19 protein-coding genes and 1 pseudogene are annotated in these 21,576 nt (G+C 68.6%); 6 read left to right on the forward strand and 14 right to left on the reverse strand.

Translation table 11 applies throughout. The features are described 5' to 3' along the window. A pseudogene (locus ON40_RS52205) lies at positions 1-481 on the reverse strand (hypothetical protein); the annotation flags it as partial. Between the two features lie 1,716 nt (positions 482-2,197). Then, positions 2,198-2,653: a hypothetical protein gene (locus ON40_RS31430; protein WP_040828658.1), complete on the reverse strand. Its 456-nt coding sequence runs from the start codon at positions 2,651-2,653 to the stop codon at positions 2,198-2,200. Between ON40_RS31430 and ON40_RS31435 the strand changes: the two genes are divergently transcribed. Both ON40_RS31435 and ON40_RS31440 read left to right on the forward strand, forming a co-directional pair. Beyond that, positions 2,652-3,620 (forward strand): Rv0361 family membrane protein, encoded by a 969-nt coding sequence (locus ON40_RS31435; protein ID WP_051193798.1) that lies wholly within the window; start codon positions 2,652-2,654, stop codon positions 3,618-3,620. The genes ON40_RS31430 and ON40_RS31435 overlap by 2 nt on opposite strands. Before the next feature lie 221 nt (positions 3,621-3,841). Continuing rightward, entirely contained in the window at positions 3,842-4,885 is a 1,044-nt protein-coding gene (locus ON40_RS31440) for a fused (3R)-hydroxyacyl-ACP dehydratase subunits HadA/HadB (RefSeq protein ID WP_040828660.1), read from the forward strand. 5 nt (positions 4,886-4,890) lie between these two features. On the opposite strand, the gene ON40_RS31445 is transcribed toward ON40_RS31440, so the two are convergent. Continuing rightward, positions 4,891-6,336, reverse strand: coding sequence for a glycoside hydrolase family 183 protein (locus ON40_RS31445; protein WP_040828662.1), 1,446 nt, complete (start codon positions 6,334-6,336; stop codon positions 4,891-4,893). A 158-nt stretch (positions 6,337-6,494) separates the two neighbouring features. Here ON40_RS31445 and ON40_RS31450 point away from each other — a divergent pair, with 158 nt between their 5' ends. After that, complete coding sequence (locus tag ON40_RS31450; protein WP_051193799.1) at positions 6,495-6,833, forward strand: excalibur calcium-binding domain-containing protein; 339 nt, start codon at positions 6,495-6,497, stop codon at positions 6,831-6,833. Position 6,834: 1 nt separating this feature from the next. Here ON40_RS31450 and ON40_RS31455 read toward each other — a convergent pair whose 3' ends face one another. Further along, positions 6,835-7,953 carry a BTAD domain-containing putative transcriptional regulator gene (locus ON40_RS31455; RefSeq protein ID WP_051193800.1) on the reverse strand — a complete coding sequence of 373 codons (1,119 nt, stop codon included), beginning with the start codon at positions 7,951-7,953 and terminating at the stop codon, positions 6,835-6,837. Between the two features lie 282 nt (positions 7,954-8,235). Then, complete coding sequence (gene fbaA, locus ON40_RS31460) at positions 8,236-9,273, reverse strand: class II fructose-bisphosphate aldolase (RefSeq protein WP_040828664.1); 1,038 nt, start codon at positions 9,271-9,273, stop codon at positions 8,236-8,238. Positions 9,274-9,498: 225 nt separating this feature from the next. Between fbaA and ON40_RS31465 the strand changes: the two genes are divergently transcribed. Then, positions 9,499-10,146, forward strand: a complete 648-nt coding sequence (locus ON40_RS31465; RefSeq protein ID WP_051193807.1) for a DedA family protein — start codon at positions 9,499-9,501, stop codon at positions 10,144-10,146. 40 nt (positions 10,147-10,186) lie between these two features. After that, positions 10,187-10,852 carry a DedA family protein gene (locus ON40_RS31470; protein WP_040828665.1) on the forward strand — a complete coding sequence of 222 codons (666 nt, stop codon included), beginning with the start codon at positions 10,187-10,189 and terminating at the stop codon, positions 10,850-10,852. 12 nt (positions 10,853-10,864) lie between these two features. Here the strand turns inward: ON40_RS31470 and ON40_RS31475 are convergent, their stop codons facing one another. After that, positions 10,865-11,950 (reverse strand): glycoside hydrolase family 76 protein, encoded by a 1,086-nt coding sequence (locus ON40_RS31475; RefSeq protein ID WP_040828698.1) that lies wholly within the window; start codon positions 11,948-11,950, stop codon positions 10,865-10,867. A 182-nt stretch (positions 11,951-12,132) separates the two neighbouring features. Beyond that, positions 12,133-12,804, reverse strand: a complete 672-nt coding sequence (locus ON40_RS31480; protein ID WP_245568075.1) for a TrmH family RNA methyltransferase — start codon at positions 12,802-12,804, stop codon at positions 12,133-12,135. Positions 12,805-12,947: 143 nt separating this feature from the next. On the opposite strand from ON40_RS31480, the gene ON40_RS31485 reads away from it, so the two are divergent. Beyond that, a complete protein-coding gene (locus ON40_RS31485; protein ID WP_373282002.1) occupies positions 12,948-13,367 on the forward strand; it encodes a hypothetical protein in 420 nt (139 codons plus the stop codon). Positions 13,368-13,370: 3 nt separating this feature from the next. Here the strand turns inward: ON40_RS31485 and ON40_RS31490 are convergent, their stop codons facing one another. The 7 genes from ON40_RS31490 to clpB form a co-directional block, all read right to left on the reverse strand. Next, positions 13,371-14,057 carry a lysoplasmalogenase gene (locus tag ON40_RS31490; RefSeq protein WP_040828668.1) on the reverse strand — a complete coding sequence of 229 codons (687 nt, stop codon included), beginning with the start codon at positions 14,055-14,057 and terminating at the stop codon, positions 13,371-13,373. Continuing rightward, the gene (locus tag ON40_RS31495) at positions 14,057-15,115 is read right to left on the reverse strand and encodes a beta-ketoacyl-ACP synthase 3 (RefSeq protein WP_040828670.1); all 1,059 of its coding nucleotides are present in this window, start codon (positions 15,113-15,115) and stop codon (positions 14,057-14,059) included. Before ON40_RS31495 ends, ON40_RS31490 begins: the two co-directional genes overlap by 1 nt. A 90-nt stretch (positions 15,116-15,205) precedes the next feature. Next, on the reverse strand, positions 15,206-15,751 hold the full coding sequence (gene pyrE, locus ON40_RS31500; protein ID WP_040828671.1) for an orotate phosphoribosyltransferase: 546 nt from the start codon (positions 15,749-15,751) through the stop codon (positions 15,206-15,208). A 50-nt stretch (positions 15,752-15,801) separates the two neighbouring features. Then, entirely contained in the window at positions 15,802-16,611 is an 810-nt protein-coding gene (locus tag ON40_RS31505; RefSeq protein WP_040828672.1) for an SDR family NAD(P)-dependent oxidoreductase, read from the reverse strand. A gap of 60 nt (positions 16,612-16,671) precedes the next feature. Beyond that, positions 16,672-17,859: a TtfA family protein gene (locus ON40_RS31510; protein ID WP_245568076.1), complete on the reverse strand. Its 1,188-nt coding sequence runs from the start codon at positions 17,857-17,859 to the stop codon at positions 16,672-16,674. Positions 17,860-17,932: 73 nt separating this feature from the next. Further along, positions 17,933-18,784, reverse strand: a complete 852-nt coding sequence (locus ON40_RS31515; RefSeq protein ID WP_040828675.1) for a DUF5666 domain-containing protein — start codon at positions 18,782-18,784, stop codon at positions 17,933-17,935. Between the two features lie 57 nt (positions 18,785-18,841). After that, positions 18,842-21,406 carry an ATP-dependent chaperone ClpB gene (gene clpB, locus ON40_RS31520; RefSeq protein WP_040828700.1) on the reverse strand — a complete coding sequence of 855 codons (2,565 nt, stop codon included), beginning with the start codon at positions 21,404-21,406 and terminating at the stop codon, positions 18,842-18,844. Between the last annotated feature and the right edge of the window lie 170 nt (positions 21,407-21,576).

Below are 21,576 nucleotides of genomic sequence, written 5' to 3' on the forward strand. Positions count from 1 at the left end.
GTCCGCCGGGCGCTCCCCTGGGCGCGAACCCCGGCTCGGGACAAGCCGATCCGCCGGATCCCCGCTCGGCGAACGCGGGCCCGCGTCCGGGCAATCCGGCCACACCGGGCGCACCACGTCCGGGCAACGCACCGAGGCCACCACTGGTCTCCGGCGCTCCCGGACGTCCGGGGGGCGCCCCCGCCGCACCCCGTCCGGGCAGCGGACCGCTCCCGGGACCTGGCGCACCACGCCCCGGCGGCAGTCCGGCAGGGAACCCTCCCGGCAACGGGCCGACCCCCGGCACGTCACGTCCGGGTGGCGGATCCGCCTCGAATCCGCCCGGCGACGGGCCGACGGCGAAATTCGCGGGCGGCTCGGCCGGACCGGCGTCGCCGGGCGGCGTAGGACGTCCGGGCGACGGAGGCGCACCCGCATCGACGCGCCCCGGCAACGGGCCCGTCTCGACTCCCGGCGCGGCACGTCCGGGGAACGAACGCACACCTGGCTCCCTCGGCAACCAACGCACACCGGACTCGCCCGGCTGCCCGCGCACGCCACAGCACCCGGGCGATGACCGGTCCGCGAAGTCCACGACCGGGTCGACAACTCCGGCTGGCGACACGTCGTCGAATGCGCAGCGGCCGGGCGAAGGGCCGACCGCGAAATTCGCAGGTTGGCCGGTCCGGTCGAGACAGCCCGGCGACGCACCGGCCTCGAATCCGCCTGCCGCAGCACGTCCCGGCGCCGGGCCCGCCCCGGCCTCGGGGACCGCACGGCCCGGCGGACCGGCGGGCACACCCGGACCGACTCCCGGCGGCACACCCGGTCAACCACGCCGCGGCGAGGGACCGACGGCGAAATTCGGCGCCAATCAGGCGGGATCACCTGGCAGTGCTTCGGATTCGCCCGGCACACCACGTCCCGGCGAAGGACCTACGGCGATGTTCGGCAGCAATCCGCCGGGATCCCCTGGGAGTGCCCCTGCTTCGAATTCGCCCGCCGCGCCGCGGCCCGGCGATGCGCAGACGCTGAAGTTCGCGGGCGGGTCGACGCCTCCGGGTGGTCGCGACCCCCGATCGGCTGCCGCGCCATCGGACAGCCGACGTCCGGGTGGCGGACAGCCCGCGGGATGGCCGGGCAGCAGACCGGCCCAGGGTGCGCCCGCCTCGGGCGATCCGGTCCGGCCCGATGCGCGGACCGGCAACGGCCCCGCGCAGGGCTCGCCGACACCGGCGGACCGGCCGGGCTCGGCAGGATCGACTCCCCCGCGTCCAGGCAACGAATCCACCCGAAGTGCGCCGACCCCGGCCGGACCTCAGTCCGGCGATCGATCGGGCCAGAGCACACCGCCACCGACCAATCCGGCCCGGCCGGGCCCGGGGCTGTTCGGCGCCCTGCGCGCCTCCCGCGATCTGGTGAACCCGCCGGGCCGGTCCGGTCCGGGAGCAGCGCGGCCAGGCGACGAACCCGCCCGGAACACGCCCGCGAATCCGGCCGGACGGCCCGACGCCGAGACCTCCGGGACCACACGCGGACCGGCCCAGTGGCCACCCACGCCGGCCGATTCGACGGCACGGTCCAACGTGGGCGCACCCGCCGGGCCGAGACTCGGCGAGACCCCCGGAACCACCCGACCGGGCGGACCGGCACAACGGCCACCGGCATCCGCCGATTCGACAGCATGGTCCGGTCCGGGGGCATCCGAGGGACCGCGCCCCGGCGGCGGCCCCGGTCGGGACGCACCCGCCAATCCGACCGCGCGACTCGGCAACGGACCGGCACAACGGCTACCCGGCTCGCCGGATTCGACAGCACGATCCGGGGCACCGCGTCCCGGCGGCGGATCCGGCCAGGACGCACCCGCGAATCCGGCCGGACGACTCGGTGCGGATCCCTCCGCGACATCGCGACTCGGTGGACCGGCGCAACGACCGGCCGCAGCAGACTCGACAGCCCGGTCCGGCGGTGGGGCACCCACACGCCCTGGCAACGGACCGGCACAACGGCCGCCCGCAGCCGCCGATTCGGTGGATCGCGGGGCGGTGTCGGCTATGGGACCGCGCTTCGGCGGGACCGGAGAGGGGGTACTCATGGGTTCGACCGGACGGCCCGGGGACGAGGCATCCGGAAAGCAGCAACCCGGCGGATCGACGGGAGGGGCGGATTCGACTCCGCCCGGAAAGTCGGCCGGGTCGGATTCCGGTAACGGGTCCGATCAGGGCACTCCCGCGAATCCGGCGCCCCGGCCCGGGACCGAGTCCTCGCGGCCCGGCAACGGACCGGCGCAGGGCCGATCCAAGACCGACAACCCTGCGGACCGACCGAAGACCGGGACGTCAGCACCGAGCCCCGGCGACGGGCCGACTCGTGTGATACCCGCGCCCACGAATCCCGCATCGGGTTCCGGGAGTGGGAATCCGGCAGCCCGCCCCGGCTCGGGGCCCCCTCCCCGGCCCGCAGGGGGATCCGCGAATCCGGCGACCGGGCCGGGCGCGGGCCCCTCGGCGGTGCCGCGGCCCGGCAGCGTGCCGCCTCCGAAGCCGGGCGGGACGGGATCGACCACACCGGCGGTGTCGCTGCCGGGTCCTTCCGCACCTGCCGGATCCTCGAAGGCCCAGGATTCGTCGGCAAAGGACGCGGCGGGGACATCCGAGGCCGTCACCCAGGCCATGACCAAGGGCGGCGGGAAGCCCGGAACGGCCGGGAAGCCCGATTCCGATGCGCGGGAAGAGAATTCGGAGCAGTCCGGCACACCGGGCGCGAGCGGCAAGACCACGGTCATCCCCAAGTCCGCACTGCCGGGCGGAAAACCTTCCGGCACAGCGAAATCCGGATCGGGTACCGATCCGGACCAGGGCGGCGCGAAGCCGATCGATCCGAAAACCGCTGTCATTCCGATGGTCCCGGATACTTCCGGCGACAAGACGACCGTGCTGCCGATCCAGGGCTCGGGCGAGCAGGCCACCGAGAAGATGCGGATGGACGGCAAGGCCGGGACCAGCGCCCCCTCACCGGCGGATGCGCAACCCACCGACCCGGGACAGCCGCGGCCACCCTCGGCCCCGGGCGGAACGCAGGCCCCGTCGGGATCGCAATCCTTTGCGGCACAACAGCAATCCCCGGCCGAGCTGCGCACCATCGCCACCCCGCAGCGCATCCCCGGCGCACCGGACGAATCGCCGGGCGAGCCCAAGCGCCGCAACCGGCGCGGCCTGCTGATCGCGGGTGCGGCGGTCGCGCTGATCGTGGTGGTGGTCGGCGTGATCATCGCCGTGGTCGGCGGTGGCGACAATTCGCCCGAGGCGAAGGTCAAGACGGCCATCACCGCCTACACCAAGGCCCTGGATTCGGGCAGTCTGCCCGATCTACAGGCCGCGACCTGTGGTGCGCAGAACGATTTCTACAAGGGCATGGCGAAGTCGCCCGACCAGTACGCGAGCGTGCACAAACTCGCGGTCGACCAGCGCAAGATCCCCAAGGTCGACAGCGTGAACTCGGTCCAGATCACCGGCGACAAGGCGGTGGCGCAGGCCAGCGTCTACACCGACGCCGATGCCACCCGCACCTCGCGCACCTTCGACCTGCAGAACACCGCCGACGGCTGGAAGGTGTGTGATCTGCCGAACGCCGCGCAGTAGTTCCGGGATCGCCTCGTCCACGGTGTGACGAGGCGATTTCCCGTGTGCTGTGACGCTTTCACGTCGTCGGGCGATACCCCTCACAGACACCTGGTCATCGGTCCTACTCATCGGTAGAGTAATTGAGTTATCCGGCCGCGCCCACAGCCCGGGTGTGGCCCACGCATTTCGCGCCATGATCGCCTTTTACAGGGTGAAGACAAGCAGGGAGCACAGGGAATATGCCGCAGCTGGCACCCGAAGCGTCGGCAACCACGGAACTGGTCGGGCAGAACTTCCGCATCAGGGATCATTACGACGTCGGTCGTGAGAAGGTCCGGGAATTCGCCCGCGCGGTCCAGAACAACCACCCGGCACACCGCTTCGAGGACGAGGCAGCAAAACTCGGCCACCGGAACATCCTGGCGCCGCCGACCTTCGCCGCCGTCATCGGCATGACGATCACGCAGGCACTGCTGGATTCGACGCTCACGCAATACGATCTGTCCCAAATCCTGCAGACCGACCAGCTTTTCGAGATCCACCGCCCGCTCGTGGTCGGCCGGTGCACGACCAGTCAGGCGAAGATCGAATCGATCCGCCAGGTGCGCGGCAACGACTTCGTCACCGTGCGGGCCACCCTGATCGACGAGGACGGCGAGGTCGCGGTCGTCGCGACGGTGACGATCGTGGCGCGATTGGGCCAGGAGGTCGACTCCGATATCGTCCGGCTGGTCGAGGGCCTGGTGATGCAGCGCCGCGAGAGCACCGAGGCCGACCCCGAGGTGCTCATCCCGATCACCGAGGAGCAGGCCGTCATCGTGCCGCCGCTGGCACGATCGCGCCGGAACACCGAGGTGCACACGATCCCGCGCTTCGAGGAACTGGCCGTCGGCGATGAGCTGCCGATCGGCCGGATGCAGCTCACCCGTGGCGATCTGGTGAACTACGCCGGCGTCGCCGCCGATCCGAACCCGATCCACTACAGCGACCGCGCCGCCGAGCTGGCCGGACTGCCGACCGTGGTGGCACACGGCCTGCTCACCATGGGTCTGGGCGCGGAATACCTGAGCTCGTGGCTGGGCGACCCGACCGCCGTCGAGTCCTACAGCGTGCGCTTCGCCGGCCTGGTCCCGGTCGAGGCCACCGCGCCCGCCCGGATCGAATTCACCGCCAAGGTCAAATCCCTGGACCCCGAACGCCGCACGGCGACCCTGCTCCTCTCGGGCACCTCCGCCGGAAAGAAACTCTTCGGCCGAGCCATCGCCGTGGTCCAGCTGAGCTAGGAGAGTCAGTCTTCCAACTGTGCGTGCATCAGGTAGACGTTGTAGTCGCTCCAGGTGCTGATGGTGAAGTAGAGGTCCGAGCCGGTGGACCAGGGGTGGATGAAACCGCCGTAGAGCTCCGGATACCGGGAGACGCTGACCGTGGGCGTGCTCTCGGACCAGACGCCTTGGGGTGAATTCGCTTCGCGCAGAACGATTGCGGCCTTGGTGGTGTCCAGATAACTCATCTGCCACAGGTTGCGCGCGGCGTCGTAGCGCACCGACAGTTCACCGGCCGGACCCTGGACTATCGGTGTGGCGGAAGCGGATCCGCCGACCGGCGTCCACGAACCCTCGTGCCAGTACTGATACGCGGATGTGTTGAGCACCTGGGATTTACGCACCCGCGCCAGGCCCACCGAGCCCAGGCGGGTATTGGGCGTGCCGAACATGTAGACGTAGTCACCCTGCGGAACCATCGCCGCCACTTGGAAATTCGCCAGTCCGAAGATGTCGTCCCAGTGCGCGTAGGGGTCCTTGGTCCAGGTCCGGCCGTGATCGTCGGAGTAGGCGATACCGCCGTAGTTGGTGAAGAAGGTGCCCGGCGCGCTGTTCCACGTGCGAATCGACATGTAGCTCAGGTACTGTCGCGATCCGACCGCGAAACCCGAGGTCGGGATCGTGGTGATCTCGATGTTGTCCTTCTTGCGACTGTCCAGCACCTCGGCGGCGTGACACCGGTCGTCGGTGACCATGCGATCGAAGATCGCGCCGTGACTCAGATCGTGATTCCTGCTGAACGCCAGCACATTACTGCGCCAGTCCTGCCCCATGCCGCCGGGCGGATGGAAGCCGACACCCACGGTGTCACCGAAGGCCATGGCGACCTCACCGGGCGCACTCTCCCACGAGATACCCAGATCGGTGCCGTACACCTGCCAGCGTTTGTCGGTGCGATTGACCGAATTCGCACCGGTCTCCTTGGCCACCTCGCGCACCTCCCCGATCCGCGGCGCGGCGCGCACCGTCGACTGCGGTCCCGGTTCGGTCGGCGGATGCTGTTGTGCGGGCGGCGGCGGACCGGTGTGCGGGGACGGCCCCGGAGGCAGTGCGAAATAGAACGGCTTGGGACTCACCAGTACATCGGGCAGGCCCAGGCGCTCCAGCAGACTCGGCGGGGGTGCGGGCGTATCGGTCAGATCCGGGCACGGATTGGTGCAGGGGTTGGTCGGCAATGTCATCGTGGTGCGTTTGACCGGCGCGGACACCGACGGACCCGGATCCACGGTCACCACCGGATAGGGCACCGGAACCTCGAGCGTCTTGGGCACCAGTGAGACGTGCGTCGGCACCGGATCGGTTGCGCACGGCCCGATTCCGGGTGCCGGCGCGGGATCCGCATGCCCCACGACCGGCACGACCGATACCCCGATGACGAGCGTCCCGACGGCAGCAAGCAGCCGCATGGCCATGGTCCAACCCCTCGCTCCCCCACTTGCCCTTATCGCCCGGACCAGACCTTACTGTATTTTTCCGCGGTCACGGAGCACAGTGAACGTCGAACTCTCAGGAAAGCCGCCTAGAGTTGACGCGAAGCATTCATCCGATAGCAGCGTTCAGGATTGCCGCCGTGAACATTTCAGTATTGCGCCGCATGATTCCCGTCGTCGCCGCAGCCGGGCTGCTCGGCCTGGCCGCACCCGGCGCGGCGCTGGCCGCACCGGGCTCGGGCGCCGGGACCGGTGGTTCGAGCGCCGGTGGCAGCGGATTCACCGTGAACGATCAGGGCACGATCAGCCCGCCGCAGAACGATTCCGGCGATCAGAACACTCCGGTCTGGTATCCGAACTGCGCCTCGGTACGCGCCGCGGGCAAGGCCCCGCTGTACTCCTCGCAGCCCGGTTACAGCGCGTTGCTCGATCCGAAGGGCACCGGCGTGGCCTGCGGCCCCGGCAGCACCACGCCCTGACCTACGGCGAGACCGGCGCCAGCGCCGAGGTCGGCGGCGCATCCGAGGAGCCCTCGAAGCGCAGGATCGTCGACCCGATCCGCACGGCATCGCCGTCGGCGAGCACCGAACCGCTGTCGATCAGCTCCTCGTTGATGTAGAGGCCGTTCGCCGAATGCAGATCCTTGATCAGCAGTCCGGCCCGGCTCGGCAGGATGTGCGCGTGATACCGGCTGACCTTCGGATCGTCCAGCACCAGGTCGTTGTCGGTCATGCGGCCGATCTTCAAGCCGCCCTTGGGAATCGAGACCGCACGCCCGTCGGGTAGACGCAGCTGCCCGGAGCGCGCCATCCGCGGCGTCTCGGTGACCGTCTCGGTCATCGCCTGCGCCATCCGCTCGACCTTGGCGATATCGGCGGTGTTCAGCGGCTCCTGCCGCAGCACCCGCTGCTCCAGCTCGGTCAGCGCCGGACCCGGATCGATACCCAGTTCGTCGGCCAGGACCGTGCGGACCCGACGACACGCCTCGAGCGCATCGGCTTGGCGCCCGGACAGGTACAGCGCGGTGATCAACTGCACCCACAGCGGCTCGCGCAGCGGATGCTCGCTGGTCATCGACACCAGCTCGCCGACAACCGAAGAGGCTCGGCCACAAGCGATTTCGGCATCGATCCGGGCCGAGGCGACCAGTAGCCGCTCCTCGTCCATGGCGGTGGCGAAACTTTCGGCGAAATGCAGACCGGACAAGTCGTCCAGCGCCTTACCGCTCCATTCGGCCAGCGCCGCGCCGAACAGTTCCGCGGCTCCGCGCGGATCACCGGCCGCGACGGCCTCCGAACCGGCCCGCCGCGCCGCGTCGAACCGCCCCAGATCACATCCGACGTCCGGGATCTCGAGCCGATACCCCGCCGACTCGGTGCGCAGTACCGACGCCGCATCCAGCCCCGAATTACGCAGCGTCTTACGGATATTCGAGACGAACACCTGCAGACTCGCCTGATACGAGTCCGGCGGCTCCTCGTTCCAGACGATATCGGCCAGCGCCTGCGAGGACACCGCCCGCCGCCGATTCACCGTCAGCGCGGCCAACAGCGCCCGCGGCTTTGGCCCACCCACCGCAACGGCCGCACCATCGATCATCAACCGAACGGGCCCGAGAACCCGAACATCCAAGCTGTGTGACACTTCACCCCGCCTAGCCGTCAAGGACGCGCCGCCCCGTCGCAGTCACGGTACACCCGCGCCCCGACGGCCCTGCGCAACAACCGCTCTCGCATTCACCTGGGCACCCGCATGGGCACACCCAAGACCAGACCACGCTCCCATCCGTCACCCGGAAGCCGCCACGCACCCATCCGTCGGCCCGACGCGCAAGTCCCCGGGCCCCCAGCGACACGCTGAAGTCCCGGGGAGGCGGGGGAGTTACTTCGCGCTGACGGACTTGCCCGCGGACTTCAGGTCGTTGCAGGCCTCGACGACGCGCTCGGCCATCGAGGTCTCGGCCTTCTTGAGGTAGCTGCGCGGATCGTAGGTCTTCTTGTTGCCGACCTCGCCGTCGATCTTCAGCACACCGTCGTAGTTGGCGAACATGTGGCCCGCGATCGGACGGGTGAACGCGTACTGGGTGTCGGTGTCGACGTTCATCTTCACCACGCCATACTTCAGCGAATCGTCGATCTCGGACTTCAGCGAGCCCGAACCGCCGTGGAAGACGAAGTCGAACGGCTTGGAACCCTCGGCCAGACCCAGCTTGGCCGAGGCCACCTTCTGGCCCTCGGCGAGCACCTCGGGCTTGAGCACCACGTTGCCCGGCTTGTACACACCGTGCACGTTGCCGAAGGTCGCGGCGAGCAGGTACTTGCCGTTCTCCCCGGAGCCCAGCGCGTCGATGGTCTTCACGAAGTCCTCGGACGAGGTGTAGAGCTTCTCGTTGATCTCGGCCTCGACGCCGTCCTCCTCACCGCCGACGACGCCGATCTCGACCTCGAGGATGATGTTCGCCGCGGCGGCCTGCTTGAGCAGTTCCTTGGCGATCTCGAGGTTCTCATCGATCGGGATGGCCGAACCGTCCCACATGTGCGACTGGAACAGCGGGTTCTGCCCGGCCTTCACCCGCTCCTGGGAGATGGCCAGCAGCGGGCGGACGAAGCCGTCCAGCTTGTCCTTGGGGCAGTGGTCGGTGTGCAGCGCGATGGTCACGTCGTACCGGGCGGCGATCACGTGCGCGAACTCCGCCAGCGCGGTGGCGCCGACGACCATATCCTTCACGCCCTGACCGGAACCGAATTCGGCTCCGCCGGTGGAGAACTGGATGATGCCGTCACTGCCGGCCTCGGCGAAACCGCGGATCGCTGCGTTGATCGTCTCCGACGACGTGCAGTTGATCGCGGGGAATGCGAAGGAGTTCTCTTTGGCCCGACCGAGCATCTCGGCGTAGACCTCCGGAGTCGCAATGGGCACTAGGACCTCCGTGGTGGGAAGAAACAGATCTGTCCCCTCTCACCCTAAGGTGCCGCGTCCGCGCTCCGGAAGGTGGTACCGCCGTACCCGCACCCGGTCCACCACCGCAAATTCGGCACAGGTCGGTGTGATAGCTCGGGGGCCGGTACTGTGGGGGCCGTGACCGCGCTGGCCATTACCGACGTTCTTGCGAGCAGCTCCGGAATAAAGGGGCTGCTCGACCCGATGCATCTGCTCACCGAGACCTGGCTGAGCAATGCGGTGCTGCCGGCGATCCTGGTCATCGTCTTCATCGAGACAGGGCTGCTGTTCCCGATCCTGCCGGGCGATTCGCTGCTGTTCACCGGCGGTCTGCTCGCCGCGCACGAGAACCCCCCCGTCTCCATTTTCGTGCTGCTGCCCGCCGCGGCGGTCACGGCCATCGTGGGCGATCAGTGTGCGTATTGGATCGGGCGGGCCATCGGGCCGGCGCTGTTCCACAAGGAGGACGGGCGCTTCTTCAAACAGCGCTACATCACCGAAACGCACGCGTTCTTCGAAAAGCACGGGCCCAAGACCATCATTCTGGGCCGGTTCGTGCCGATCGTGCGTACCTTCATGCCGGTGTTGGCGGGTGTGTCCCAGATGGACTACCGCAAATTCCTGACCTTCGACATCGTCGGCGGTATCGCGTGGGGCGGCGGCATCACGATCCTGGGCTACTGGCTGGGCAACGTGTCGTTCATCCGCAACCACATCGAGGCGATCTTCATCCTGATCGTGCTCATCTCGATCCTGCCGGGCATCATCTCGGTCGCCAAGAAGCTCCGCAACCACGAGCCCGTGCTCGAGACCGAACCCGACGTAGTTCCGACGAACGAATCCTTGCGCTGACACCTTGCCGAACACCCCTGTAACCCTCGCACTCGGCGGTATGGAACCGCTGGATTCTGCCGGGCCGCTGCTGGTATGGACCGTTGTCCTGATCTTCGTGTTCCTGGAATGTGCCCTGATCATCGGCCTGTTCCTGCCGGGCGACTCGATGTTGCTCACCGCCGGAATCGTGCTCGCTTCCCACGAGACCGGCGGCACCCAGGTGTGGGCGCTGGCCGTGGGCACCATGATCGCCGCGATCGCGGGTAATCAGGTGGGGTACGTCATCGGGCATCGCACCGGACACCGGCTGGTGGCCCGCCGTGACGGGCGATATATCAACACCAGAAATCTCACGCGAGTCACCGAGATGCTGCATCGGCACGGATTCCTGGCGGTGCTGGTGGCACGCTGGATTCCCTGGGTGCGCACGCTGTGCCCGCTGGTGGCCGGGGCCGCGCAGATGGATCACCGGCGCTACACCCTCGCCAGCACGATCGGCGCGATCATCTGGGCTCCGGTGCTGTTGCTGATCGGCTTCTACGCGGGCGGATTCCTGGGCAAGGTGTCCTGGCTGATGCCGACGGTGATCGGGACGCTGGTCGCCTGCCTGATCATCGGGACCGCGCTGGGCATTCGGCAGTACCGGTTGGAGATGTCGCGCCCGACCGAGGATTTCGACCTCGATCGGCCCGAATCCATGTGCACCGAAGGCGAAGCCCTCTGACGGTCCGCGGACTCAGAATCCGGCGGCGGTCACCGTGTACGCGGCCTCCATCAGCAGCCATCCCGACAATTGCACCGACAGATCCCGCTCCGGGGTGCGAGACGGTGTGACCGATCCGTTCGCGGTGAATTTCGCCGCGCCCGCGGTGCCGACGGGCAGGTGCGCCGGATCGGACCAGACGTCGCCGAACAGCGGTTCGCCCTCCACCTCGAGCCGATGATCCCAGGCCGCGCGGGCCGAGGCCGTGACGATGGAGGCGGCCTGCCGCCGGATCTGCGCCCGGTCGGCGTCCTCGCCCGGCAGCAACAGGGCCACCAGCGCCAGATAACGCACCAGAATCCCGTTGAACAGTCCACCGTCGCCGCCGCTGCCGCCGGTGACGACGCCGTGGTCGGTCATCTGCTCCGCGACCGCGGCGACCAGCCGCCGCACCCGGTCCACATGCACGGATTCGCCTGTGTGCACGGCCAATTCGGTTTCCAGACCGAGGACCACGCCCTGGCAGTAGCTGAAGACGTTGCGCTCCATCCGATTCGACGGCAGGTGCACGCCGTCCAGGATCAGGCCCGTCTCACCATCACGCAGATTTTTGTCCAGCCAGTCCGCGATCTCCGCCGCCCGCGTGTAGCGACCGAACCGGGCCAGGGCGATGGCGGCCGGACCGTTGGCCGGGGTGTTGTAGTAATCCGCGCCCTTGCGCCACGGGAGTGCGCCGATCTGCGGCTGCCAGCCGGTGGTCAGCGCCTTCTCCAGGGCGACCAGCCCGCCGCGCACATCGGTGACGCCGCGGATGCGGTCGGCGCGCTGCAGCGCCAGGGCCAACCAGGCCATATCGTCGTAGTAGTTGTTGGTCCAGCCGGTGAGGTTGCGCAGGCGATGCCCGCGGGCCAGCGCCGCGACGCGGCGCACCCGGGCCGCGGTGGGCTCGCGGTTGGCGGCGTCGACCGCGCAGTCGATCAGATGCGCCTGCCACCAGTAGTTCCAGGTGAAGAACAGCCGCTCGCGCAGGACCGCGGGCCAGCCGACCACACCCAGTTCGGTTCCCGGAATCCCCCACAACCTGAGCAGACTGCGCGACACGATCGCGGATTCGGCCATATCCGCGCGGCGCGACCACTCCGCGGCCGTCGGATCGGCCGCCCCACCGGCCGCGGCACGGGCGTGCTGTGGGGTGGGCACATCGTCGCTGGACGCACTCATGGCATCCATGGTGCCAGCAGAACCGCGGTTTTCGCGCCCGATTTGTTACCCAACCGTCTCGCGTCCGCGATCGACCCGGTTCACCAGGCTCGGCTCGGATCGGCATGCTGCGCGATCCAGGTGTGCATGGCGATCCCGGCCGCGACCCCGGCATTGATACTGCGCGTGGAACCGAACTGTGCGATCGAGACCGTCATGACCGCCGCCGACTTCGCCTGCTCGGTCACCCCCGGACCCTCCTGCCCGAACAGCAGCAGGCAGTTGCGCGGCAGCCGCACCGTCTCCAGTGGCACGGCGCCGGGCACGTTGTCGACCGCGACGACGACCAGATTCGCGCGTTCGGCGAATTCCAGCAGTCCGGCGATATCGGCGTGATGTTCGATGTGCTGATACCGGTCGGTCACCATCGCGCCGCGCCGATTCCAGCGCCGACGACCGACGATGTGCACCGCCGCCGCGGCGAACGCGTTGGCCGTGCGGACCACGGTGCCGATATTCGCGTCGTGCCCGAAATTCTCGATGGCGACATGGAATTCGTGCCTGCGCTCATCGATGTCGGCGATGATCGCCTCCCGCGTCCAGTACCGGTACGCGTCCACGACGTTGCGCCGATCGCCCTCGGCGAGCAACTCCGGATCCAGCCGCGGATCCTGCGGCGGCTCCGTCCCGAACTCCTGCACCCAGGGCCCCACCCCGTACGGATGCTCACCCCATTCGGTGGGCCCGGGTAGTTCCTGGTCGCCCGCACTCACGATGCCGACCGCGCGCTGGTGGAAAACACCGATGGATGATCACACAACCGAGAACGCATTTACTGCGCGGGGTGCCGCGCGGGCACTACCCTGGTAAGTGGTGGTGGAGGTGGGTCATGAACCACTCTCGGATACTTCGCACTGTGCTCGGTGTGACAGCCGGGTACCTGATCCTTCTCGGCCTGTGGCTGGGGTGGGTGGTGCATCGCACGCCGCCGGGGACGGTGGCATTCCAGCTGGTGGCGTTGGTGGGGATGTTCGGATCCTGTGTCGGTCTCGGGATGCTCTACGCACAGCGTCCCTCGCACAGTGATCGGAAGTTGTTGCGGCACGGCCTGGAAGGGTGGGCGGTGATCGAGGGCGTGCATCCGCTCGCACACACCGACCATCACACCGAACTCACCGAACTGGATCTCGAGCTGAACGTGCCCGGATCCGAAACCTACCGCGGCACCATCGTTTTCGACGTCGCTCCGATCGACCGCCCCAGAATCGCGGTCGGCGAGACGATCTCGATCCGCGTCGACCCGTCCGACCGCGACCGAATCATCCTGTGCCTGTGAGGATCACCGCCGGTGGACTTCGGGATCGGCCAGCAGGTACTGGGCCGCGGCATACGTCCCCAGGACGACGCCCTCGCTGATCCGGCGAGCCCGCGAGGTCCGGGCGAACAGGCGGCGCACCACGATCAGCCCGTCCGAGACGGTGAACAGCAGCGCGCCCAGTCCCAGCCGGCTACGCGGATCGGACGACGGAACGGTCATCCCCGCAACGGTTTCGGCCTCGGGAGCCAGCCCGGGATCCGAGGCGAGTACCGCGGCCGTACCGAGCGTGGCGCCGTACGCGCTCAACGGAATCGCGATCCGGGGCGCCCGAACCCGCAGCAGCGCACCGGCTCCCGCCCAGGCCGCGATCCGGGGCAGCGCCACCACGACCCGCGGCCGCGCCCCACGCCGCCACCACAGCGCCGAATAGCCCGTCTGCATCACCGCGAACGCGCTCGCACCCGCGACCAGGCGACGATCGTCGTCCGGATCGATCAGCAGCACATCGCCCACCGTCGCGGCGGCCAGCGAGCCGAGCAGCAACCGTCGATCCGCGGGAGCGAGCGCATCGCCCGCGCGCACCACGTCGGCGGCCAGCAGCGGCATCATCGCGGGCTTGCCGATCCACTGCAGCCGCTCGCGTCCGGTGAGCGCACCGGCCACGGTCAAGGCGGCCGCCGCCGCATAGGCAATCCGGAACGGGCGCATCAGAAACTGGGCTCGAGCGGTACGGGTGGCAGCCGAACCACCTGACCGGCATAGCTCAGGCCGGCCCCGAAACCGAGCAGCAAGGCCAGCTGACCGCCCTTGGCCCGCCCGCTGACCAGCATCTCCTCGATCGCCAGCGGAATCGATGCCGCCGAGGTGTTACCGGTGTTCTCGATGTCGTTGGCCATCGGAATATCGTCGGCCAGACCGAGATTCTTGCGCATCAGCTCGTTGATCCGGGCATTGGCCTGATGCGGGACGAAGACCTCGATGTCCTCCTTGGCCACCCCGGACATCTCCAGCGCCGAGGACAACGCCCGCGGCAGCGTCACCGCGGCCCACCGGAACACCCGCGGTCCCTCCATCCGCAGCGACATCCGGCCCACCGGCTCGGCATCGGGATCCGCGCCCTGCAACGCCTGCGCCTTGTCCATGTACGCGAGAAAATCGACGTTCTGGGCGATGGCCTCGGCATTCTCGCCGTCACTGCCCCACACCGTCGGAGAGATGCCGTTCTCGTCGCTGGGCCCGACCACCACCGCACCGGCGCCGTCGCCGAAGATCATCGCGGTGCCGCGGTCGGTCGGATCCAGGCCGACGGTCATCGTCTCGGCCCCGATCACCAGGATGTAATCGGCCGAACCGGCGCGGATCATATCCGCGGCCACGCCGAGCCCGTAGCCGAAACCGCCGCAGCCCGAGGTCAGATCGAACGCCGGGATGCCGTTCATCCCCATGTCGTGCGCGATGGTCGGCGCACCGTGCGGGGTCAGTTTCAACCAGCTCGAGCTGGCCAGCACCAGCGCGCCGATCAGAGACCGGTCGATACCGCTGTTGGCGATCGCGCGCTCCCCCGCGGCGGCCGCCATCGTACGCAGCGTCTCGTCACCGCTGATCCAGCGCCGGTTGTGAATTCCGGTGCGCTCGTAGATCCACTCCGGGGTCGAATCGAGCACCTCGCACACTTCGGCGTTGCTGACGATCCGGGTGGGCCGGTAAGCGCCGATGCCGAGCATCGCGACATTCTCACGCCCTTTGTTCACCGCAATGCTCACCACAGGCGACTCACACGACCCTTCACGACAACACTGTTCGACAGGAGACCAGCGTCCAGGCTAACCCAGTGCCAACAGCGTCGGACGTCCCAGTCACCCGAGGGCGAGATCCTTGAGCCCGAGGATCGAACGGTATTCCAGACCCTCCGCGGCGATCACTTGATCCGCCCCGGTCTCCCGGTCCACCACGGTCGCCACGCCGACCACCGTCGCCCCGGCCTCGCGCAACGCGCGCACCGCGGTGAGCGGGGAATTGCCGGTCGTGGTGGTGTCCTCGACCACCAGCACCCGCTTACCGACGATGTCCGGTCCCTCGATCTGCCGCTGCATGCCGTGCGTCTTGGCGGCCTTGCGCACCACGAACGCGTCCACCGGACGTCCGGGGGCGTGCATCACCGCGACCGCCACCGGATCGGCGCCCATGGTGAGCCCGCCGACCGCATCGAATTCCCAGTCCGATACCAACTCGCGCAACAACGCTCCGATCAGCGGCGCGGCCTGGTGATGTAGCGTCGCGCGGCGCAGGTCGACGTAGTAGTCGGCTTCCTTGCCCGAAGACAGGGTGACTCGGCCGTGCACGACGGCCAGCTCCCGTACCAGCCCGGCCAGTCTGTCCCGGTCGGTGGTCGATTCGATCATCTTGTGTGCCGTGTCCTTTCTGTCGACCGGCCGCTGCGGGCCTGGCCGCTCTAAGTCCTACCGCGTGCGTTGAACAGGGTCCGACTGGCGCGGACCAGCAGGGAGCGCGGGATCATCCCGGCCACCGTGGTGAGCACCTTGTACTGGGCGCCGGGCACGCTGACCACCTGGTTGGATTCCAGATCACGCAGTGAACCCGCCACTACCTGCTCGACATCGAGCCACATCGGCTTCGGCAGCGACGACATATCGATACCGGCCCGATCGTGGAATTCGGTGTGGACGAATCCGGGGCACAGCGCCTGCACTCGAACTCCCGTTCCTGCGAGTCCGCCCGCCAGCCCTTCGGACAAGGATACGACGTAGGCCTTGGACGCCGAATACGTCGATCCACGTCCCGGAATCAGACCCGCGACACTGGCGACGTTCACGATCGCGCCCTTCGCCGCGGCGATCATCGGCGGCAGGGCCGCGTGGGTCAGCTGCGTGACCGCGGTGACGTTGACGTCCAGTTGCGCCCGCAACTTTTCCCAGTCGTTGGACCAGAATTCGCCGGAGATGCCCAGGCCCGCATTGTTGACCAGGAACTCGACACCCTCGCCCAGCCGCTCGGCGACCCGCTCGCGGTCGGCACGGTCGGCCAGATCCGCCGCCAGCACCTGGGACCGGGTGTCGAAACGCCTGCTCATCTCCTCGCCCAGGGCGACCAGACGCTGCTCGTCGCGGGCGACCAGCACCAGGTCGTAGCCGAGCGAGGCCAGTCGCGTCGCGTAGGCGTGGCCGATTCCGGACGTCGGACCGGTGACCATGGCTACGGGCCTGCTCGCGCCGGGTAGGCGGGCGGCGGGTGTTTCGGTCATGCCCTAATCATCGCGCACCCGTGCCGACCACCGTTCACCAGCGGTACGCACCGCGGATGCTCAGCTCGGCGCGGGGCCCTGATACGGGCGGAAGCCGGGGTGGAACGGGCCGCCGGGCCGGTCGGACTCCTCCTCGGGCAGGTCCTCGGCGAATTCGGGTTCCTCGGGCTGGTGTTCGGAGTCCTCGGGCGAGGACTCCTCGGCCGGGGGCCAGTTGCGCCGGACGCGGGTGCGCGGATCGGGCACCACGGCCAGCGCCGGGCGACGTTGCGGCGGTTCGGATTCCCCGGCGATATCGTTCACCAGCGAGGCGTACCCGCTGTCGGACTCGTCGGCGGGAATCTCGTAATCGCGTCGCTCGGAATCGAATTCGCCGAGTTGCGCGGACGGGTGGGCACGGTCGTCCGGATCGTCGAAGTCGCGCTCGTAGGGGCGCTCGTCGTAGCGGCGGTCCGCATCGGGGCGTTCGGCGTACCGGCGCTCGTCGTCGTAGCGACGGTCCTGGTCGTAGTCGCCGTAACCGCGTGGGCCCGGCCGATCCTGGTCATAGTCCGCCTCCGGATCCTCGCCCTCGTCGCGAGCGCGCGGAAGCGGACGTCCCGGATCACGCACATCGGGATCCCCGGAGTCGGCGCCACCGGCCACCGGCGGCAGCACGTGCAGCAGACCGGACAGTCGCAGCACCGCGTCGACCGCGCCCTCCCACTCCCGCGAGGACAGGCCCACCGGCAGCACGCCGAGCGTCCAGTTGCCCTCACTCCACAGCTGTTGCACGCTGCCGGAAAGGGTTTCGATGAAGGCGACCATCCGCTGATCCACCGCGTGCCGGGCGATATCCGGATTGGTCGCGAACACCACTCGGTCACCGATGGCGCCGAGCAGTTCCAGATCCGCGTCCTTGGGCGGGGCGGCGGTCTTGAGGCGCAGGTCGATATCGATATCGGAGCCGATCTGCCGACGCACGGCGACCAGCGTCGCGGCGTCCTCCAGATCGAACAGAACGAACTTCTCGCCCTTGCGATTACCGGAGACCACGTCGACCGCGGACAGGTACCCGAGTTTGGCCATCGCACCGCGACGCCACGTCGCCGCCAGTGCCGGTTCGACCGAAACATAGGTGTAGCCCTGAGCTTTCGCCCAGACCTGACGCACGTGACCGGTCCGCTGCCGCTGGAGCCGATCGAAATACAGCAGCACGATCGCACCAACCAGTGCGATCGCCGCGAGTCCGAACCACATTGCCGTCATCGCGGACAAGTCTAGTTGCCACGCGCACCGCGCGTGGTGTGCGCACTGCGTGTTGTGCGTGGCCGCCCGCGGATCAGCGGGTCGGCGTGGGCGTGGGAGTGCCCTGCGAGGGCAGTGCGGTGCCGATGACGATCTTGGCCTGAATCGAACCGTCGGCGTTCTTGTCGCCCTGGACCACGACCATATCGCCGGGATGCAGATCGGCGATGGTGCTCGAACCCAGCGCGATCACCTCGGTCTTGGCATCGGTGTGCACGGTGATGGTCGAACCGGACAGCGAATCGACGGTCAGCGTGGATCCGTCGTTGGCGCTGATGGTGCCCATCGTCGCGCCGAGGCCGTCGGCGGTGCCGCCCAGGCCGGGCAGCTGCGGCGCGGTGGTCGTCCCGGTGCCGGGCGTATCGGGCGACTGCGGGAACAGCGGCAGTCCGGTGGGAGCGCTGCGGTACGTGGTGCCCCCGGCGGTCGAGGACGACGAGGAATCACTGCCCAGGAACAACCCGACCGCGACCGCGCCGAGCACCACCACCGCGAAGGCCACCAGCGTCAACCCCACCCACATGCCGCGCCGGTCGCGGTGCGGCGGGGGCTGGTCCGGCGGCAGATCGGGCGGGCCGACCAGCGTCGGCTGCGGGCCGTTCTGAACCGGCGTCGTGCGGGCCGGACCGATCCACTGGGTGTCGTACGCGGCCTCGCCCGGACCGGGCCCCTCGTAGACGCCCCACTGACTCTGATACGGCGGCAGCTCCCGAGTCGGATTCGGCCCGGGAGCCTGGTCGAAGTACTGATAGGGCTCGGTCGACCCGTATGCGTCCGAGTACTCCGGCGTACGCATACCCTCAGGCTCGCCCGGCGCTCCGAGATGTTCGGTCGGCGCGTCGGGCGAATCCGGCCGCTGTGCCCACGGATCGCTCGGAGTGGTCATACATTCCAGATTAGGGGAGATCCAGACCACATCCGAGGATCAGCCGTATGGCCCTGTTCACCTGCCGACAATCAGGCCGTCACCGTCCGGGGAGACGTTGACCTTCACCAGATCGCCGTCGGTGATCTCGCCGGCCAGCAGTTCCTTGGCCAGGGAATCGCCGATGGACTGCTGGATCAGCCGACGCAGCGGGCGGGCGCCGTACGCCGGGTCGTAGCCCCGCACCGCCAGCCAGAACCGCGCCGAATCGCTGACCTCCAGGGTGAGCCGCCGCTGCGCCAGACGCTTCTGCAGTTGGTTCAGCTGGATGCCGACGATCTCCTCGAGTTCCTCCTCGTCGAGCGCGTGGAACATCACCACATCGTCCAGGCGGTTGAGGAATTCCGGCTTGAACGCGGCGCGCACCGCATTCATCACGAACTCCTTGTCGCCGCCCGCACCCAGGTTGGAGGTGAGGATGAGGATGGTGTTGCGGAAGTCGACCGTGCGGCCCTGGCCGTCGGTCAACCGGCCCTCGTCGAGCACCTGCAGCAGGATGTCGAACACGTCCGGGTGCGCCTTCTCGATCTCGTCGAACAGCACCACCGTGTACGGCCGGCGTCGCACCGCCTCGGTCAACTGACCGCCCTGGTCGTAGCCGACGTATCCGGGCGGCGCGCCGACCAGGCGAGCCACCGCGTGCTTCTCGGAGTACTCGCTCATATCGATCCGGATCATGGCGCGTTCGTCGTCGAACAGGAAGTCCGCCAACGCCTTCGCCAATTCGGTCTTGCCCACGCCGGTCGGTCCGACGAACAGGAACGATCCCGTCGGCCGATTCGGATCCGCGACCCCGGCACGCGCGCGGCGCACCGCATCGGACACCGCCCGCACCGGTTCGGCCTGCCCGACCACCCGGCCGCGCAGCTCCTCCTCCATGCGCAGCAGCTTCTGCGTCTCGCCCTCGAGCATCCGCCCGACCGGAATTCCGGTCCACGACGAGACCACCTCGGCGATATCGTCCGGGCCGACCTCCTCCTTGAGCATCACCTCGCCGTCGGAGCCGCTGCCGGCGGTCCCGGCCTTCTCCTCGGCCTCGGCCAGCTGCTTCTCCAACTGCGGGATGCGCCCGTAGCGCAGTTCGGCGGCCTTGCCCAGATCACCGTCGCGTTCGGCGCGCTCGGATTCGCCGCGCAGCGATTCGAGTTCCTCCTTGATCACGCGCACACCATCGATGGCCTGCTTCTCGTTCTGCCAGCGGGCCATCAGCTGGTTGAGCTTCTCGCGGTCGTCGGCCAGTTCCTGACGCAATTTCTCCAGGCGCTGCTTGGATGCCGCGTCGGTCTCCTTGGCCAGGGCGACCTCTTCGATCTCGAGCCGTCGCACCGCGCGTTCGACCTCGTCGATCTCCACCGGACGCGAGTCGATCTCCATCCGCAGCCGCGAGGCCGACTCGTCGACCAGGTCGATCGCCTTGTCCGGCAGGAACCGGGAGGTGATGTACCGATCCGACAACGTGGCCGCGGCGACCAGCGCGGAGTCGGTGATGCGCACACCGTGGTGCACTTCGTACCGCTCCTTGAGCCCGCGCAGGATGCCGACGGTGTCCTCCACCGACGGCTCGCCGACCAGCACCTGCTGGAACCGCCGCTCCAGCGCCGGATCCTTCTCGATGTGCTGGCGGTATTCGTCCAGCGTGGTCGCGCCGACCAGACGCAGCTCGCCGCGCGCGAGCATCGGCTTGATCATGTTGCCCGCGTCCATGGCCGACTCGCCGGTCGCGCCCGCGCCGACGATGGTGTGCAGCTCATCGATGAAGGTGACGATCTGCCCGGCGCTCTGCTTGATCTCCTCGAGCACGGCCTTGAGCCGCTCCTCGAATTCACCTCGGTACTTGGCCCCGGCGACCATCGCGCCCAGGTCGAGCGAGACCAAGCGCTTGCCGCGCAACGACTCCGGCACGTCACCGGCGATGATGCGCTGGGCCAGGCCCTCCACGATCGCGGTCTTGCCGACGCCGGGCTCACCGATCAGCACCGGATTGTTCTTGGTGCGGCGGCTCAGAACCTGTACCACGCGCCGGATCTCGGTATCGCGGCCGATGACCGGGTCCAGTTTGCCCTCGCGGGCGGCGGCGGTCAGATCGGTGGAGTACTTCTCCAGCGCCTGATAGCTGCCCTCGGGGTCCGGCGAGGTGACGCGGGCGCTGCCGCGCACCGCGGTGAACGCCTCCCGCAGCCCGTCCGCGGTCGCGCCGTACTTCAGAAGTAGTTGGGACACATCGGAATCGCCGCGCGCCAGGCCGACCATCAGATGTTCGGTGGAGACGTACTCGTCGCCGAGTTCGGTGGCCAGCTGCTGTGCGGCGGTGATGGCCGCGAGGGCCTCGCGCCCCAGCTGAGGTGTGGTGGTGGCGCCGCTGGCGCGCGGCAGCCGGTCCACGATGTCCTGGGCCTCGCGCCGGACCGTGGCCGGATCGACGGCGACGGCCTCGAGCAGCGGGGCGGCGATGCCGTCGGTCTGATCCAGCAACGCCACCAGCAAGTGCGCCGGACGGATCTCCGGATTGCCCGCGGCCGATGCGGACTGCAGTGCGGCGGTCATCGCCGCCTGGGTCTTGGTGGTGGGATTGAACGAGTCCACGATCACCTTCCTACTTGTCGTCTCTGCGCAGCCTCGTCCGGCTGCTTCCGATCAGTTCAACGCAGTAGAAGTTGAGTCTGTTCCGCTCAAGTTTGATTCTTTTCGGCGGCTCACGCAATGCCACCGGGGACCGCTTCCCCCACGCTAGCCCCGCGAACCACCCGACCACG

Origin of the sequence: Nocardia jiangxiensis NBRC 101359, from assembly GCF_000308615.1 — a bacterium.
In the GTDB taxonomy this organism is placed as follows: domain Bacteria; phylum Actinomycetota; class Actinomycetes; order Mycobacteriales; family Mycobacteriaceae; genus Nocardia; species Nocardia jiangxiensis.